Consider the following 15,189-nt stretch of genomic DNA (forward strand, 5'->3'; position numbering starts at 1 on the left):
TTTTCACTGGGAAAAATTGAGGCGTAGTTTACCTGTTCGTCGGGGGTCTGTCGAAGCCCTTCCATCTCCCGAACTTGGGGGCTTCGGGTGCAGGAAGGGCGGCCCAAAAACCGCTACGAGCACGTCCATGTGCGCTTCTCTCCGGCCGTCCATGGCCTCCGAGATTTTTGGTCCGCCCTTCCCGCCCCCTCGATCGAACTTCTGAGCGAGTGATCCGGACTATAAAAATCTAGTGCTCGGTTACGGATACGCTGGATATGGAACCACTCAGGTTGCGCTCTCTGGTTGACAGCTCAGCCCCGACTTTTCGGGCAATATCCCGGTAGCGGCGTGCCACTTCGGAGTCTGGTTCAGCCACAACGGAAGGCGTGCCGCCGTCGGTCTGTTCGCGGATGGTCATGTGCAGGGGCAACTGGCCCAGCAGTGTGGTGTCGTATTCTTCCGCAATGCGTTCGCCGCCACCGTGGCCGAAGAGTGGTTCTTCGTGGCCGCAGTTGCTGCAGATGTGCACGCTCATGTTCTCGACCACACCCAGCACCGGGATGTCGACCTTGCGGAACATTTCGATGCCTTTCTTGCCGTCCAGCAGGGCGATGTCCTGGGGCGTGGTGACGATTACCGCGCCGGTAACGGGCACTTTCTGGGCCAGGGTAAGCTGGATATCGCCGGTGCCGGGGGGCATGTCGACGATGAGGTAATCCAGTTCGTTCCACAGGGTCTGTTGCAGCAACTGCATCACCGCGCCGCTGACCATGGGGCCGCGCCAGACCATGGGGGTTTTCTCGGTGACCACGAAGGCCATGGAGTTGGCCTGCAGGCCGTGGGCGTCCATGGGTACGAAGTATTTGTTTTCACGGGTATCCGGGCGTTTCCCTTCGGGTACACCGAGCATCATGCCGATGTTGGGGCCGTATATATCGGCGTCGAGGATGCCCACTCTTGCGCCTTCGGCCTGCAGGGCCAGGGCGAGGTTCACGGCGGTGGTGGATTTACCGACGCCGCCCTTGCCGGAGGCGACGGCAATGATGTTTTTCACGCCGGGCACGGAGGGCAGGTCTTTCTGCACTTTGTAGGAATGGATCTTCTGACCCACGTGGACGGCGACGTCTTCGACCCCATCCACATTTTCCAGGGCGTTGCTGACCAGCTGTTTCAGGGCACCCGCTATGCCTTTCGAGGGATACGGCAACTCCACCATCAGGGTTACTTTGCCATTGTCGTCCGAACTCAGGGATTTAACCGCGCCCAGCTCGTAGAGATCCTTGTTGAGGTAGGGGTCACGATACTCGCGAACCGCCATTTGCAGCGCCTGCTCTGAAATCTGTGTCATCGGATTCTCCGGAATAAGCTAATGCTCGATTATGAGCACGGAAACAGGTGTTTCGGATGAAAAAAGTCTGGCCGGAAGGTATCATCTGTGCCCGTTTCTGACCATACGGAGTCTTTACCCGGATCAACGGCAGGCTCTGTGGACCTGATTAACGCCAAATCCTTATTCATTGAAGGTTCGGATACCAACATGACGCAAGCGAGTTCAAAGCAACAGCGCGATATTCTGGTGACCAGCGCCCTGCCCTACGCCAACGGGCCGATCCATCTGGGCCACCTGCTGGAATACATTCAGACCGACATCTGGGTGCGTTATCAGAAAATGCGCGGCCAGAACTGCTACTACGTTTGCGCCGATGATGCCCACGGAACGGCTATTATGCTCCGCGCCGAGCGCGAAGGCATTACCTCCGAGCAGCTGATTGATCGCATCCGCGAGGAGCATCAGGAGGATTTCAGCGGTTTCCATATCCGCTTTGACAACTACTACACCACACACTCCGAGGAGAATCGTCAGTTCTCGGAGTACATCTACCGTCAGCTTCAGGAAAACGGGCACATTGCGACGCGCAAGATTACCCAGTTTTTCGATCCCGAGAAGAACATGTTCCTGGCGGACCGGTTCATCAAGGGCACCTGCCCCAAGTGCAAGACCGAAGACCAGTACGGCGATAACTGCGAGGCCTGTGGCGCCACGTATACACCGGCTGAGTTGATCAATCCAAGGTCTGCCGTGTCCGGGGCCACGCCGGTTGAGAAGGAATCCGAGCACTATTTCTTCAAGCTGCCGGACTTCGCCGATTTCCTGGCCAAGTGGACCCGCAGTGGCGCGTTACAGACGCAGGTGGCCAACAAGCTGGCGGAGTGGCTCGACGCGGGCCTGCAGGAGTGGGACATCAGCCGCGATGCGCCCTACTTCGGCTTTGAGATTCCGGACGCCCCGGGCAAGTATTTCTACGTCTGGCTGGACGCACCCATCGGCTACCTCGCCAGCTTCAAGAACCTGTGCGTGCGGGAAAACATCGACTTTGAGCACTTCTGGAAGGCGGACTCCACAGCCGAGGTGTACCACTTCATCGGCAAGGACATCATCAATTTCCACGCGCTGTTCTGGCCCTCCATGCTGCACGATGCCGGTTTCCGCACGCCGACGGCCGTATGGGCCCATGGCTTTGTGACGGTCAACGGCAAGAAGATGTCCAAGTCCCGGGGAACCTTCATCATGGCCCGGACCTACCTGGACCATCTGAACCCGGAATACCTGCGCTACTACTTTGCAGCCAAGCTGACCGGTGGCGTCGATGACATGGACCTGAACCTGGAGGATTTTGCCGCACGGGTGAATTCCGATCTCGTGGGCAAGGTGGTCAACATAGCCAGCCGCAGCGCCGGGTTCATTACCAAGCGATTTGACGGGCAACTGGGGCAGATCACCGAGCATGACAAGCTGAAAGAGTTTATTGATGCCGGTCAGCAGCTCGAGGAATTCTTCGAAGCCCGTGAGTTCGGCCGCGCCATGCGCCGGATCATGGAACTGGCCGACATTGCCAACCAGTACGTGAACGACGAACAGCCCTGGGTCATTGCCAAGCAGGACGGGCAGGACGATAAACTGCAGGCCATCTGCACCAACGCCCTCAACATGTTCCACCTGCTGATGACGTACCTGGCGCCCGTGCTGCCGGAAACCGCAAAGGCGGCCGAGGCCTTCCTGAACGCCCGTCTGGATTGGAACAACCGCGGTGAACGCCTGGAGAACCACGGCATCAACAAGTTCAAGCCATTGATGAACCGGGTCGACATGGCGCAGATCGAGAAGATGCTGGATGCCTCGAAAGAAGAGCTGCCCGCAGCGACCGGAAAGCCGGCCGAGGCGGCCAACCTGGAGCCGGTGGCTGAGGAGATTGAGTTCGGCGATTTCGCCAAGGTGGATCTGCGGGTGGCCAAAATCGTCAAAGCCGAACACGTTGAGGGCGCGGACAAACTGTTGCGGCTGACGCTCGATATCGGCCATGGCGAGCGCAACGTGTTCGCCGGCATCAAATCCGCTTACAAACCGGAAGATCTCGAAGGCCGGCTGACGGTGATGGTGGCCAACCTCAAGCCACGAAAGATGAAATTCGGCATGTCTGAGGGCATGGTTCTGGCAGCCGGGCCGGGCGGCAAGGAGATCTTTATCCTGTCACCGGATTCCGGCGCTGCGCCGGGCATGCGGATCATGTAAGGCGCCTGCGCAATCAGAGTGTAACGGAGCAAGGCCAATGACCGAGTATTTGCTGATTCTGGTCAGCACCATTCTGGTGAACAACTTTGTGCTGGTTCAGTTTCTCGGGCTGTGCCCTTTCATGGGCGTGTCCGGCAAACTGGAGACCGCCATGGGCATGTCTCTGGCCACTACCTTTGTACTGACGCTGGCGTCGGTGTGCAGTTATCTGGCGTACACCTATCTGCTGGAGCCGCTGGACCTGGCGTTCCTGAAAACCATCACCTTCATTCTGGTGATTGCGGTGGTGGTCCAGTTCACTGAAATGGTGGTACGCAAGACCAGCCCGCTGCTGTATCGCGTTCTCGGCATTTTCCTGCCGTTGATCACCACCAACTGCGCGGTGCTTGGCGTCGCCCTGCTTAACCTCAACAAGAACAACAACTTCGTGGAATCGGTGTTGTACGGCTTTGGCGCGGCTGCCGGATTTTCCCTGGTGCTGGTGCTGTTCGCCGCCCTGCGCGAGCGCATTGCCGTGGCCGATGTACCCGTAGCCTTTCGCGGTGCCGCCATCGGCATGGTGACCGCCGGGCTGATGTCACTGGCGTTTCTGGGCTTTACCGGCCTGGTAGGCGTGTAACCCGGTGAAGGTTCTGGAGTAACGGTTTATGTGGACAAGCATTGTTATCGCGGTTGTTGTGCTGCTGGCGCTGGCGGTGGTGTTCGGTGGCCTGCTTGGCTTCGCTGCCGAGCGCTTCAGGGTGGAGGGGAATCCCCTGGTTGAACAGATCGATTCGCTGCTGCCCCAGACCCAGTGCGGGCAGTGCGGGTACCCCGGCTGCCGCCCCTACGCGGAATCCATTGCCGATGGCGGCCCCATCAACAAGTGTCCACCGGGGGGCGAGGGGACCATAAAGGCGCTTGCAGACCTGCTCGATGTGGAGCCGGAACCGCTGGATGCCGAACATGGCGTTGAGCAGGAAAAACGGGTGGCGGTGATCCGCGAAGACGAGTGCATTGGCTGCACCAAGTGCATCCAGGCCTGCCCGGTGGATGCCATTCTGGGGTCGGCAAAACACATGCACACCGTGATAGAAAGCGAGTGCACCGGATGCGATCTCTGCGTAGAGCCCTGCCCGGTCGACTGCATCGACATGATTACCATTGAGCCTGACATCCGTACCTGGACCTGGAGCCCGCCGCCGAGCGGGATCATTGCCACTGACCGGCAGGGGGCCAGCGCCTGATGACACAGCTATGGGATTTTGCCGGTGGCATTCACCCCGCGGAAAACAAACATCAGTCCACCACCCGGGCGATCCGTAATGCGCCGATGCCGGAACGGCTGATTCTGCCACTGCAACAGCACATCGGCGTGCCCGCCGAGGCCATCGTCGAGCCCGGACAGCATGTCCTGAAAGGCGAGAAAATTGCCGATGTCGTCGATGGCATGGGGGTGCCGGTACACGCACCGACCTCCGGTACGGTTGAAAACATTGCGCGCCTGCCGGTGCCGCACCCTTCCGGAATGGAAGACTGGTGCGTGATCCTTATTCCGGACGGCGACGACCGCTGGGGCGAGCGTACGCCGACACCGGATTACCGCAACCACGAACGGGCAGCGGTTCTCGATGCCATCCGCAATGCCGGTATTTCCGGGATGGGCGGGGCCGGTTTTCCCACCGACATCAAGCTGCGCCCGCCGAAAGACCGCAAAGTCAGCACGCTGATTCTCAACGGCGCGGAGTGCGAGCCCTACATCACCGCCGATGACATGAGCATGCGCGAGCGGGCCGATGAAATCGTTGACGGCCTGAAGATCATGGCCTGGCTACTACGCCCGGAACGCTGCGTGGTGGCCATCGAAGACAACAAGCCCGAAGCGGTCGCGGCCATGGTCAAAGCCACCGATGGCACCCAGATTGAAGTGGCGGTCATACCGACCAAGTACCCCTCTGGCGGGGAAAAACAGTTGATCCACGTTCTGACCGGCATGGAAGTGCCCAGCGGGGGCATTCCGGCGGATATTGGCGTCATGTGTCAGAACGTGGGTACCGCCATTGCTGTCGGCCGCGCCATTCTCAGGGGCGAACCGCTGATCAGTCGGGTCGTGACCATAACCGGGGAAGCGGTCGCCGAGCCCGGTAATCTCGACTCCCTGATCGGCACTCCGGTGACGGATCTGCTCGCTGCGGCCACCCTTCAGGAACCCCGCCTGCACCGCCTGGTGCTCGGCGGCCCCATGATGGGTTACACCCTGAACACGGCCGAGGTACCGGTGGTGAAAACCAGCAACTGCGTGATTGCCGCCAGCGCCCAGGAGTTGCCGGACCCCGCGCCGGAGCAGGCCTGTATTCGTTGTGGCATGTGCGCAGAGGCCTGCCCAATGGAGCTGCTGCCGCAACAGTTGTTCTGGTATTCGAAGGCTGGCGAATTTGAAAAGGCCGAACACCTGAATCTGTTCGATTGCATCGAATGCGGCGCCTGCTCCTATGTCTGCCCCAGCTCGATCCCCCTGGTTCAGTATTACCGGTTTGCGAAAGGCGAAATTCGTGTACAGCAGGCCGAACAGCTCAAGGCGGATCGGGCTCGTGAACGCTTCGAGGCCCGCCAGGCCAGGCTGGACCGGGAACAACAGGAGAAGGAGCTGCGCCGCCAGGAACGGGCCAAAGCGGCCGCTGAGGCTCAGGCGCGGAAGCAGGCGGAGGCCGAACAGGCCGCCGCGGAAACCGGAGCCCAGGACGAGCGTGCTGCAAAAGCCGCGCTGGTGCAGGAAGCCCTCGCCCGCAAGAAAGCGAAGACAACAGAAGCGGCCGCCGAGGCTCCGGATAAGGCCGAACTGGAAAAGCAGCTGGCCCAGGCAAAATCCAAACTGGAGACCATGCAGTCGATGCTGGAAGACGCCAGAGCGCAACAGGCCGATAACGTTGAGAAACTGGAGCGGGCGGTTGCAAAGAATCACGACCGGGTGACGCGAGCCGAGAAAGCGCTGGCGGACGCCAATGCGGCTGCCTCCTCCGCAACCCAATCCACCGATTAATGGACATCAGGGCCACCTTCACATGGCATTAGCACAGCAGTCCTCTCCCCACGCGCGTCACGCCCGGCCAACGTCCCGGGTCATGCTCTGGGTGATTCTGGCAGCCCTGCCGGGGCTGCTCATGCAAACCCTGTTCTTTGGCTGGGGTAACCTGATCAACGTGCTCTGGTGCATGCTTGTCGCCCTCGGGGCGGAAGCCGCCATGCTGGCGCTGCGCAAGAAGCCGCTGGCGTTTTTCCTGAAGGACAACACCGCCGCCGTGACTGGTTTGCTGCTGGGGCTATCCTTACCCCAGTTTGTCCCCTTCTGGGTCTCGGCCATTGCGGTGCTGTCAGCTATCGTGATGGCCAAGCAACTATACGGTGGGCTGGGCTCCAATCCGTTCAACCCGGCCATGGTCGGCTACGCCCTGGTGCTGATTTCCTTCCCGGTGGCTATGACCACCAACTGGGCGGAAGCCGGCATGCTGTGGCAATCCGCCCCCGGCTTCAGTGAGACACTCAGCATCATCGCCTCCGGCCAGCAAACGGCTGTTGACGCCTACACCATGGCCACGCCACTGGATGAATACAAACACAAAATTGCCAGCCACACCGCCACCGAAGTCCTGCAACACCCCACCTTCGGCGCCGGCGTGGCCCGCGGCTGGGAATGGGTCAACGCCGCGTTTCTTCTCGGTGGCGTGGTGTTGCTGGCACTGAAGATCATCACCTGGCACATACCGGTGAGCATGCTGGCCGGCATCGCGCTGATGAGCCTGGCCTTTGGCAGCAACCCGGACCAGCATGCCCCCCTGAGCCTCCACCTGCTCGCCGGTGGCACCATGCTGGGCGCATTTTTCATTGCCACTGACCCGGTATCCGCCGGGACCAGCCATCAGGGCAAGCTGATCTATGGCGCCGGTATCGGTGTTCTGGTCTACGTCATCCGCGCATGGGGTAATTACCCGGATGCCGTCGCATTCAGTGTGCTGCTGATGAATTTCGCGGTCCCCTTTATTGATCACTACACCCCGCCGCGCACCTTTGGCCATCACAAGGCCCGCCGCGGCCTTCCCGGCAGGACACAGGGGTAAGCCATGACAGCCATAGCAAAATCTGTTCGTCGCAGTGCCCTGGGACTCGGTCTGTTCGCCATCGTCACCGGCGGTACCATTGCCCTCACCCAGGTACTGACTGCCGAGCGCATCGCCCAGCAGGCGGCACGGGCCGAAGCCAAAGCGCTGTTCGAGATCATCCCGGAAAGCCAGCACACCAACGATCTGTTGCGGGACACGGTACTGCTGCCGCCGAGCGATCGGCTGGCCACGCCGGGGCCAGTGACTGCCTGGGTCGCCCGTGAGAATGGCCGCACCGTCGGGCTGATACTTCCCGCCGTGGCTCCGGATGGCTACAGTGGGGATATCCGCTTGCTGGTGGGTATTGATCCCGAGGGGCAGGTATTGGGCGTGCGGGTAACCAGCCACCGTGAAACACCGGGCCTGGGTGACCGGATCGAGACCAAGAAATCAGACTGGATCCGATCCTTCGACGGCCGCTCCCTCGGAGACCCCCGGCCGAACCGTTGGAACGTGAAAAAGAATGGCGGCGTATTCGACCAGTTTACCGGCGCCACCATCACCCCCCGGGCTGTTGTGAAAGCGGTGCAGAAAACCCTGGTCTATTTTCGCCAGAACCGGTCGGAAATACGCAAGATACTGAACGAACCACCGGACACCCGAGGTAACCCTCTGACCCCGGACGTCATTGCCGGCCAACAGCCAGAAGCGGAGCATTCCTGATTATGGCAACCAAAACCAACGCTGAAATCATCCGTGACGGGTTGTGGACCAACAACCCGGCCCTGGTGCAGGTGCTGGGTCTGTGCCCGCTACTGGCGGTGACCAGCACCGTCGTCAACGCCTTCGGGCTGGGGCTGGCGACACTGCTGGTGCTGATGGGCTCCAATCTGGCGGTCTCACTGATTCGCCACCTCGTCAGTGAATCCGTGCGCCTGCCGGCGTTTGTGATGATTATTGCCTCGTTTGTCACCTGTGCCGAGTTACTGATGCAGGCCTTTACCTATGAGCTGTACCAGATCCTCGGCATCTTCATTCCGCTGATCGTGACCAATTGCGCCATTCTGGGCCGGGCAGACGCATTCGCTTCCAAGAACGGTCCGCTGCCCGCGCTACTGGACGGCGTGATGATGGGGCTGGGCTTTCTTGCGGTGCTGGTGGTACTGGGCGGGCTCAGGGAGCTGATTGGCCAGGGTACGTTGTTTACCGACATGGATCTGCTGCTCGGGCCGGTGGCAGCAGACTGGGGGATCCGCCCGCTGGAAAACTACCCCGACGTGCTGTTCATGGTGTTGCCTCCCGGTGCGTTCGTAGGGCTGGGATTGTTGATCGCCCTGAAAAACGGCATAGACAATCACCGCGAGAAACGCCGCGAGGCCACTGTGGTCGAGCCGGTGGCTGCCGGTAGCAAGCGCGTGCGGGTAACGGGGCAGGTGTCCTGATATGAACCGGGATAAACGCACGGAAATCTTCGCGCGGCTGCGGGCCAACAACCCCAATCCGACCACCGAACTGAACTATTCAACGCCGTTCGAGTTGCTGATAGCCGTCATTCTGTCTGCCCAGGCCACAGACGTCGGGGTGAACAAGGCCACCGACAAGCTCTACCCTGTCGCCAACACGCCAGAAGCCATACTTGCGCTGGGCGTGGATGGCCTGAAGGAGTACATTAAGACCATCGGCCTGTTCAACAGCAAGGCAGAGAACGTGATCAAGACCTGCCGGGCATTGCTGGAGCATCACGGCGGTGAGGTACCGGACAGCCGCGAAGCCCTCGAAGCGCTCCCCGGCGTTGGCCGTAAAACGGCGAATGTGGTCCTCAACACCGCGTTCGGACAACCGGCAATGGCCGTCGACACCCACATTTTCCGGGTTTCAAACCGGACCGGCATCGCGCCGGGCAAGAACGTGCTGGAAGTGGAAAAACGGCTGGTCAGGCTGGTTCCCAGAGAGTTCCTGCTGGACGCCCACCATTGGCTCATACTGCACGGTCGTTACACCTGCACAGCGAGAAAACCCAAGTGTGGTGCCTGTCTGATAGAGGATCTGTGTGAGTTCAAGCAGAAGCGGGATTATCTGTAACGGCAGGCGCTGACGGGCGCAATAGCCCGCCAGCGCTCGCAATAGCAGGGCTTAACGCTGACCCAGCATCTTTTCCTTCAGGTCTTCCTGAGCGGGCTTGTCAGAGAGCCAGATGCCGAACAGCGCCTTCTTGAACGCGAGGTCACCGACGGTATCGCGAACTTCACCATTTTTCAGCACGCGCACGCCTTCTGACGGGAGGTAGACCAGGTCGAACACATCGCCTTCCTTGATCTCTTCCTCGAAGACTGCCATGAACTGGTCGACGTCACTCTGGATGGCAGACAGGTCGCCGTCGGTGGAACTTTCAAAACCTTCCAGGGTGGCTTCGGTCATGCGCTCGCTGGTGATCATTCCTGAAATGATGTGGAGGGTAATTGCCTGGGGTTCATCGGCATTAATGACCGCCTCACCATCGTCAATGGTTTCCGGCACGTAAAGACCGCCAACATACAGATCCATGAACCACTTGGAACGGGTTCCCGCACCATTCAGCTTGAGCTCGGTATCCATGGCGGAGTAGGTATCCGGCACATCCACGCCTTCAACCGTAAGGGCCGCAGCGGGTGCTGCCAGCGCAGCGGTAAGTACCAGTGAGGCAAAGCCTGTTGAGAGAGCCTTCTTCATCGTCCTTTCCTTATTCAGTCGTTATTATTGAGATTTTTCTCGTTTTTATACCGGGTTTCGACAGCCAATCCCTGCCCGGGAAACCATTCTAGCAGGGGGTACGAGCCACTTTGCGCAACCTGGTTCTCATTTGCGGATCTACTGAAACAGAAAAGCCGGCCATTATCCATGGCCGGCTTTCGGGACTGACGGGGCGTTGAGGCCTACTTGAACAACAGGTTGCCTGACAACCCCTCTTTCTCGAGAATCTCACGCAGTCGACGCAGTGCTTCCACCTGAATCTGGCGCACCCGTTCACGGGTCAAGCCGATCTCCTGGCCAACTTCTTCCAGGGTACTGACCGGGTAGCCCCGCAAGCCAAAGCGGCGTGAAAGCACCTCTTGCTGCTTGTCACTGAGCTGATCGATCCACTTCTCTACACAGGAGCACATGTTGTTGTCCTGCAGCAGGTCGGCCGGATCCGACGCTCCCTCATCCGCCACGGTGTCGAGCAGCGACTTCTCGCCACCGGCGCCAATGGGCGTATCCATGGAAGCCACACGCTCGTTCAGACCCAGCATGCGCTTCACATCGTCCACCGGCTTGTCGACCATACGGGCGATTTCTTCCGCCGACGGTTCATGATCCAGCTTCTGGGTCAATTCACGGGCGGCCCGCAGGTACAGGTTCAACTCCTTTACCACGTGAATCGGCAGGCGGATGGTGCGGGTCTGATTCATGATCGCCCGCTCGATGGTCTGGCGGATCCACCAGGTCGCGTAGGTGGAAAAACGGAAACCCCGCTCTGGATCGAATTTCTCCACGGCGCGGATCAGGCCAAGGTTGCCCTCTTCAATAAGGTCTAGCAGCGTCAGGCCCCGGTTGACGTAACGGCGCGCTATTTTCACCACCAGACGCAGATTGCTCTCGATCATCCGCTTGCGGCCGGACTCCTCGCCTTTTCGGGCAAGCCGGGCAAAATAGACTTCTTCTTCAGGGGTAAGTAGTGGGGAGAAACCAATCTCGTTCAGGTACAGCTGGGTAGCGTCGAGTTGTTTCTGACTGGTGAAGTAACGGCCCTGGGCCGGAATGCCTTCTTCAACTTCTGCCACCTCGGTGTCAGAAGCTTCCTTCTCGACCTTGTCTTCCGCCAGAAGCTGATCTTCTGCGTCTTCGATGTCGCTCACACGGTCAATGATAAGCTCGTCTTGATCTGCTGACATAATCTTGCCCCGCCTTTCAATCATCCTGGTTGTTCGCCCACGACTTCTTATTATTGCGGGCCCTTTCTGTATTCACTTGTTTTCAGGACATTAGCTATTGGCTGGTTACAACGGTTGTAACCGTTTTTCTTATTTTTCGTTGTCGGCTGTGTCTGTCAGTGCCGGGAACCTGTTGCTGGTCAAGGCTTCACGGTCAGCGTGGCGGCAGATAATGCGTGGGATCAACCGGATTGCCGTTCTTGCGAATCTCAAAATGCAATTTGGGTCGATCTGAACCGCTGCTTCCGAGCTCTGCGATAACCTGCCCGGCTTTTACGTCCTCCCCTTCGCGCACCAGAATCTTTCGGTTGTGAGCGTAAGCACTGAGATAGTGCTCATTATGGTTAACGATAATCAGATTACCGTAACCAAGCAATCCGCTTCCGGCGTAAACCACATTGCCACCGGCGGCTGCCTTCACAGCATCTCCCGGATTTCCTGCAATATCAACACCTTTATTGACTTTTCCGGACGTTGAGTAACCTGCAATTACGGTGCCAACGTGTGGCCAGCGCCAGTTGATACTGGCGACCGTCTGGGATTGCTGGGTCAACGCCGACGTGCGATCAGGCGCCTTCGACACCCTTGGCCGGGGTTCCGGCTTCGGAGGCGCCTTGGTCACTTGCCGCGCCGGCGGCGCCGTTACCGGTTTACGGGTATTGTGCGCCGTGGATGTGACAGTTCCGCGAACATCCAGTCGCAGGACCTGCCCGGCCCTCAGGGTCCAGGGTTCCCGCAGGCCATTGGCATTGCCGAGCTCCCGATAGTCCCGACCGTACCGCCAGGCTATGCTGTAGAGGGTTTCGCCCGGTTTGACCACATGTCGCCCCCAGAATACCGGCGGGTTGTAACGGTCATCCTGATAAATGGCGGCGGTGTTGCAACCGGTGATCAGTAGTGGACCAGCAAGCAGCGCAAGCAACAGTGAAATCGTGGTGGGCAGGCGGGCCAGCCTGCGGGACAACAGCTTACGCCGGGCACCAGGAGGGAACCGGAAACGGGCGCTATCGCCGGATTGGGGAGACCTACGCAAACATCTCACAGGTATAAAAACGGCCCCTTTATAAAATTTCCGTATGAAAAATACGACTGCGTCAGAAGTAATTGAAGTAACCCGCTAATATATTGCATATTTTGTGAGCAAAGCCAAGTTACTCGGCAGCCACGTCTGTTACCGCTTCACCCACATACGCTGTTCAAAAAGTAACACCTGCGCGGGTCACGTTCGGCTCCGCGAACCCAACCATTCAACGGCCAGCACCAGGGTAAAACCGGCTAGCGCCATACCAACCGCGAAGGCCACGTGGGGATCCAGCCCGGTCAACTCGGCGTAGCGATACGGGCTCACGCTGGCTTCGTTCAACGCCACCTGCTCACCTGAGCTGTTGGTCCGCCAGCTCAGGGTTTCTTTCCAGGGCCAGACCTTGTTGAGCGCACCGATCATGAACCCTGTCAGCAGCGCCAGCACAGGATCATGGTACCGGTGAAAAGCCCAGGTGATGACCCGCGCTATGGAAAGCAAACCGACCACGCATCCCATCGCAAACAACAGCAGAAGCCCCGCCTGCAGATTACCGATCGCCTCCAGCACCGGCGCATACATGCCGATGATGACCAGGATGAAACTGCCCGATATCCCCGGCAGGATCATGGCGCAGATAGCGAGCGCGCCGGCCCCGAGAAACACCGCGCCCGAGGGATCTACCTGCCCCGCCGGCAGCGTGGTGACCCACCAGGCGAACACGATGCCGGCGCACAGGGGCAGCAACAGGGCAGGCGCAACGCTACGCACCTGACGACCCACGTGCCAGACCGAGGCCAGAATCAGTCCGAAAAAGAAACTCCAGATGAGGATCGGATAGGTTTCCAGGGCATAACTGATCGCCGAGGCCAGCGTGGCGACGCTTACCAGCACGCCGGCCAGCAGACACACAAGGAAGTTACCATCGCAGCGCCACCAGAATCCCTTCACGTCGCCGCGAAAAAGCTGGGTAACCACAGCGCCGGGCACCGAGTTGATGGCCTCCAGCAAGCGGAAATAGATACCGGTAATGAACGCGATGGTGCCGCCGGACACCCCAGGGACGATATCGGCTGCGCCCATACCGATTCCGCGCAGGAAAACGGCAAACAGACGATGCTCGCGGGAGGGATCAGTCACCGGATTACCCCGCCAAGAAGCGGCACAAAATTAACGGCTTCGATTCGTGTTGTCTCAAAACTGTCGCCGCGCCGGACCATCTTCACCAGGGTTTGTTCGCTCTCCCCCACCGGGGCGACGATCACCCCGCCGTCCGCCAGCTGGACTTTCAGTTCCGCCGGAACATCCTTCGGTGCCGCCGTCAGCATGATGCCATCAAACGGGCCTTTTTCCGGCCAGCCCATACCACCATCGGCGTGTTTCAGCAGAGTGTTACGCAGGTTCAGTTGACGCAACCTGTCGCGGGCCCGGTCCTGAAGCGGCTTGATTCTCTCGACGCTGAAGACCAGATCCACCAGATGAGCCAATATTGCCGTCTGGTAGCCAGACCCGGTGCCCAGTTCCAGCACCCGTGTCGGATTATGCTGCATCAGGATTTCCGTCATTCGGGCGACGATATAAGGCTGTGACAGTGTCTGACTGTAGCCGATCGGCAGGGAGGTATCTTCGTAAGCCCGATGGGACAGGGCTTCGTCCAGAAATATGTGGCGCGGCACATCGCCCATAATGGCAAGTACCCGCTCATCCTGGATGCCCGCTTCTCTCAAACGCTGGATCAGCCGCAGGCGGGTTCTGCGAGAGGTCATGCCGATACCCTGGAGTTCCGCGACCATCAGCGCACCTCCCCGGCATTCACTTCCTCGACCCAGTCGCGCAGCGGCGACAGTGCTTCGTGACGGGTCATGTCCACATGCACGGGGGTAATGGATACATAATTTTCGCGGACCGCATGGAAATCGGTTCCCGGCCCGGCATCACTGCCTTTTCCGGCGGCACCAATCCAATAGCGTTCCTTGCCGCGCGGACAGGTCATGGGAATCGCCCCTTCGGCACGATCGCGATGGCCCAGGCGCGTCACTCTGAAACCGGCGATCCGTTCCCAGGGCACGTCCGGCACATTCACGTTCAGGATACAGCGCGGGCCAAGGACCAGTGGCTTCTTCCCTTCCAGCAGAATCCTGACTACCCGGGCTGCTGTCTCGTAGTGGAAGCGCCCTTCGTTAACCAGGGAGACGGCAATGGCCGGCAACCCCAGATTGCGACCCTCGGTCGCCGCCGCGACCGTGCCGGAATAGATGATATCGTCGCCCAGATTGGCGTGGGTGTTGATGCCGGACACCACGCGGTCAAACGGCTGTTCAAACAGCCCGTTCACCGCCAGATGAACGCAGTCGGTCGGCGTTCCATCCACGGAACGGAAGCCGTTCGGATGCGTCTCCACCGTCAAGGGCCGGTTGAGTGTCAGGGCATTGCTGGCTCCGCTGTGGTCGCGATCCGGGGCAACAACCTGCAGATCGCCGATCCCCGAGAGCCCCTCATACAACGCCTGAAGACCCGGTGAATGAACACCGTCATCGTTGGATAACAGTATGCGCACAATTTTCTCCGCTAGCCTTTTCGTTCCGGGTC

General features: G+C 59.6%; 15 protein-coding genes. 8 read left to right on the top strand and 7 right to left on the bottom strand.

Annotated elements, in window-relative coordinates; genetic code table 11:
• Positions 1-229: 229 nt before the first annotated feature.
• On the bottom strand, positions 230-1,330 hold the full coding sequence (gene apbC / locus DYI22_RS13235) for an iron-sulfur cluster carrier protein ApbC (protein ID WP_213478567.1): 1,101 nt from the start codon (positions 1,328-1,330) through the stop codon (positions 230-232).
• A 189-nt stretch (positions 1,331-1,519) separates the two neighbouring features.
• On the opposite strand from apbC, the gene metG reads away from it, so the two are divergent.
• Genes metG through nth form a run of 8 tightly spaced genes read left to right on the top strand, consistent with a single transcriptional unit; the run spans position 1,520 to position 9,711 of the window.
• A complete protein-coding gene (gene metG, locus DYI22_RS13240) occupies positions 1,520-3,553 on the top strand; it encodes a methionine--tRNA ligase (RefSeq protein WP_213478568.1) in 2,034 nt (677 codons plus the stop codon).
• Positions 3,554-3,590: 37 nt separating this feature from the next.
• On the top strand, positions 3,591-4,172 hold the full coding sequence (gene rsxA, locus DYI22_RS13245) for an electron transport complex subunit RsxA (protein WP_213478569.1): 582 nt from the start codon (positions 3,591-3,593) through the stop codon (positions 4,170-4,172).
• A gap of 28 nt (positions 4,173-4,200) precedes the next feature.
• Positions 4,201-4,779 carry an electron transport complex subunit RsxB gene (rsxB, locus tag DYI22_RS13250; protein WP_213478570.1) on the top strand — a complete coding sequence of 193 codons (579 nt, stop codon included), beginning with the start codon at positions 4,201-4,203 and terminating at the stop codon, positions 4,777-4,779.
• Positions 4,779-6,572, top strand: coding sequence for an electron transport complex subunit RsxC (rsxC, locus tag DYI22_RS13255; protein ID WP_213478571.1), 1,794 nt, complete (start codon positions 4,779-4,781; stop codon positions 6,570-6,572). The genes rsxB and rsxC overlap by 1 nt, the downstream gene beginning before the upstream one ends.
• A gap of 22 nt (positions 6,573-6,594) precedes the next feature.
• Entirely contained in the window at positions 6,595-7,647 is a 1,053-nt protein-coding gene (gene rsxD, locus DYI22_RS13260; RefSeq protein WP_213478572.1) for an electron transport complex subunit RsxD, read from the top strand.
• Positions 7,648-7,650: 3 nt separating this feature from the next.
• Entirely contained in the window at positions 7,651-8,352 is a 702-nt protein-coding gene (gene rsxG / locus DYI22_RS13265) for an electron transport complex subunit RsxG (protein ID WP_213478573.1), read from the top strand.
• A 2-nt stretch (positions 8,353-8,354) separates the two neighbouring features.
• On the top strand, positions 8,355-9,071 hold the full coding sequence (locus DYI22_RS13270) for an electron transport complex subunit E (RefSeq protein WP_213478574.1): 717 nt from the start codon (positions 8,355-8,357) through the stop codon (positions 9,069-9,071).
• Between the two features lies 1 nt (position 9,072).
• On the top strand, positions 9,073-9,711 hold the full coding sequence (gene nth, locus DYI22_RS13275; RefSeq protein WP_213478575.1) for an endonuclease III: 639 nt from the start codon (positions 9,073-9,075) through the stop codon (positions 9,709-9,711).
• 51 nt (positions 9,712-9,762) lie between these two features.
• Here the strand turns inward: nth and DYI22_RS13280 are convergent, their stop codons facing one another.
• The 6 genes from DYI22_RS13280 to surE form a co-directional block, all read right to left on the bottom strand.
• The gene (locus DYI22_RS13280; RefSeq protein ID WP_213478576.1) at positions 9,763-10,338 is read right to left on the bottom strand and encodes a chalcone isomerase family protein; all 576 of its coding nucleotides are present in this window, start codon (positions 10,336-10,338) and stop codon (positions 9,763-9,765) included.
• 203 nt (positions 10,339-10,541) lie between these two features.
• The gene (gene rpoS, locus DYI22_RS13285) at positions 10,542-11,540 is read right to left on the bottom strand and encodes an RNA polymerase sigma factor RpoS (protein WP_213478577.1); all 999 of its coding nucleotides are present in this window, start codon (positions 11,538-11,540) and stop codon (positions 10,542-10,544) included.
• Between the two features lie 193 nt (positions 11,541-11,733).
• Complete coding sequence (locus DYI22_RS13290; protein WP_416234600.1) at positions 11,734-12,543, bottom strand: peptidoglycan DD-metalloendopeptidase family protein; 810 nt, start codon at positions 12,541-12,543, stop codon at positions 11,734-11,736.
• Positions 12,544-12,798: 255 nt separating this feature from the next.
• Positions 12,799-13,683: a DUF368 domain-containing protein gene (locus tag DYI22_RS13295; protein ID WP_213478615.1), complete on the bottom strand. Its 885-nt coding sequence runs from the start codon at positions 13,681-13,683 to the stop codon at positions 12,799-12,801.
• A 53-nt stretch (positions 13,684-13,736) separates the two neighbouring features.
• A complete protein-coding gene (locus tag DYI22_RS13300) occupies positions 13,737-14,393 on the bottom strand; it encodes a protein-L-isoaspartate(D-aspartate) O-methyltransferase (protein WP_213478578.1) in 657 nt (218 codons plus the stop codon).
• Positions 14,393-15,157, bottom strand: coding sequence for a 5'/3'-nucleotidase SurE (gene surE / locus DYI22_RS13305; RefSeq protein WP_213478579.1), 765 nt, complete (start codon positions 15,155-15,157; stop codon positions 14,393-14,395). Before surE ends, DYI22_RS13300 begins: the two co-directional genes overlap by 1 nt.
• Between the last annotated feature and the right edge of the window lie 32 nt (positions 15,158-15,189).

Origin of the sequence: Marinobacter lipolyticus, assembly GCF_018424605.1 — a bacterium.
In the GTDB taxonomy this organism is placed as follows: Bacteria; Pseudomonadota; Gammaproteobacteria; order Pseudomonadales; family Oleiphilaceae; genus Marinobacter; species Marinobacter lipolyticus_B.